Origin of the sequence: Porphyromonas uenonis 60-3 (assembly GCF_000174775.1) — a bacterium.
Classification (GTDB): domain Bacteria; phylum Bacteroidota; class Bacteroidia; order Bacteroidales; family Porphyromonadaceae; genus Porphyromonas; species Porphyromonas uenonis_A.
The window spans coordinates 1-2,117 of the sequence record NZ_ACLR01000175.1 but is presented as its reverse complement, the minus strand read 5'-3'; the positions used below and the strand labels follow the sequence as shown (position 1 = coordinate 2,117).

Annotated in this window: 2 protein-coding genes; both read right to left on the bottom strand. The window is 51.0% G+C overall.

Annotated features, from left to right (window positions below):
* On the bottom strand, positions 1-1,152 hold a 1,152-nt coding region (locus PORUE0001_RS05980; protein WP_007365547.1), incomplete at its 3' end, for a tetratricopeptide repeat protein.
* 414 nt (positions 1,153-1,566) lie between these two features.
* Positions 1,567-2,117: TPR end-of-group domain-containing protein (locus PORUE0001_RS05975; RefSeq protein ID WP_007365548.1), on the bottom strand; the 551-nt coding region annotated here is incomplete at its 5' end.

Sequence of the window (2,117 nt, the reverse complement as noted above, 5' to 3'; positions counted from 1 at the left end):
ATCAGGTACGAGGGAGACATATTTATTCGACTCTGCGAGGGCTCTTCGGAGATTGCCATCCTCTGAGAGCATCTGCGCTTTGGTATAAATGTAGGTGTAGTCTGTAGGGTCTAGCGAGATAGCCTCATCGATATACTTGAGGGCAGAGCTGTAGTCACCTATCCCCTGATAGGCAGTCGCTATGTGGCTGGCTACGACATCGTCTAGCTCTTGTCGCTCTGTGACTTGCTGGTAGTACTCCAGCGCACCCTTGTTGTCTCCGATGTTTTGATGTGCCAAACCGATAAGGAAGAGGTACTCTCCCGTTTTGCTCATGGACTCCAGAGCCTTGAGCTTAGATTCGAGGGTAGGCATCGCCTGAGCTGCGATGACATTGAGTAGGGAATAGGTGTCTTCATTTGCTATCCCATTCGCAATGGTATAGATAATGTCATCCATCGCCTCATTGTAGTGCTCTAGTTTGATGTATACATTAGCTCTCAAATAGTAGAGAAAGCCTTCGTTAGGTTCGAGCTTGATAGTTTCGTTCAGGTTCTGTATGGCATCCTCATACCTCTCTTGTTGCATCGCAATCACAGCCAATCCAATATAGCCTATTGGGTTCTTAGGATCGAGCGAAGCGATCTTACGCATATCCACCTCTGCGAGGTCGTACTGCCCCATAGCGGCATAGAGATTCCCACGCTTTAAGTATAGATTAGGCGTGTCGGGAGCATCCTTGATAGCAGAGTGCAGGTCCATAAGTGCCTTGACACCATCCTCGAGGTCTGTATAGATATCAGAGCGGAGGCTGTAGACCATAGCTCTACGTGCAGGCTTCGCCTGTAGGAAGGTGATCGCCTTGGTGGCAGCCTCTAGAGCTTGCTCGGTCTTGCCCTGCATACGGTAAATGGTGGCGACGTAAGCCCAAGCGACACCATTGTTAGGCTCGCTCTGGAGTGCTTTCTGGACGTGCTCGAGGAACGCTGTCTGATCCTCTGGTTCAGACATGATGATCCCTAGGGTATCCTGGAGGTCGGGTGAGAATGTGTCAAAGGTTCGCTCCAAGGTGGGCAAGTCTTGTGCAGAGAGAGCTGTCGTGTCCTGCACCTGAGCGGACAGCGTAGTGGCTAAGCAGAGGAGGCTTAGCAGTAGAGCCATGATTCGCTTCATCGTATGATATAAGTTGCTGGTTTGTTGCTACAAATTTAGCTATTTCTTTCGAGAGGATAAGCTCTGGCAGCTAGGATAGCTCTAGCTCTTTGTTGAGGAAGGCAACGATAGCCTTGCGGTTGTGGAGGAGCGTGTAGTGCGTGTCTGCAGCATGTTGAGACTGTTGCATAAAGGCGAATCGCTGTGTTGCTTTCGGGATTCGGCTTCGGTCACATACGGATGTATGCTCCCTTCAGACCTCACCCTCAGCGCCTTGCGCTTCATCCTTTCTGCAAAGTCAGGGCAATCTTGCAAGCAAGATTGTGAGACTGTTGACTTTTGCAACAGTCTCATGGTTACCAGAGGACATAAGAAAGCCACGTGGAGAGACTTGTGACTCTCCTCGTGGCTATGCGATTGTGTCTGGGGTGCTTATTATTGGGGCTTCTTATAGCCTAGCTTCTCCTTGTACTGCTGTATGAGGGCTTTGTACTGTGGATTGTCTCGTAGGGCGGCGATGTCTGTGTCGTCCTCAATGTAGATGAGGTCTTTGTATCCCTTTTCGAGGGCGATGCGTAGGTTGTCTAGTGCTTGCTCCGTCTTACCCATTCGCCCATAGACTCCTGAGATGCTGTAGTAGAGCTCGGCATCGTCGGGGGCCTCCTCGATACACTTAGCGATGGCTGCGATGGCTTGCTCCTGCTCGCCTAGAGACTGGTAAGCATACGCCATGGCGATGTCTGTCGCATCGTGCTCCTGTAGGATCTCGATTACCTTGCGATAGTCGGCTGTGGCAGCGTCCTTGCGTCCCAATGCTGTGTAGCGGTCTGCTCGCTTGAGGTAAGCCCATAAGTAGGTGTCGCTTAGCTCGATGGTCTTGGAGTAGTCATCGATGGCTCCCTGGAGGTCCTGGGACTTACTCTTGATCTGAGCACGCTGATAGTAGCCATCAGCGTCATCAGGTACGAGGGAGACATATTTATTCG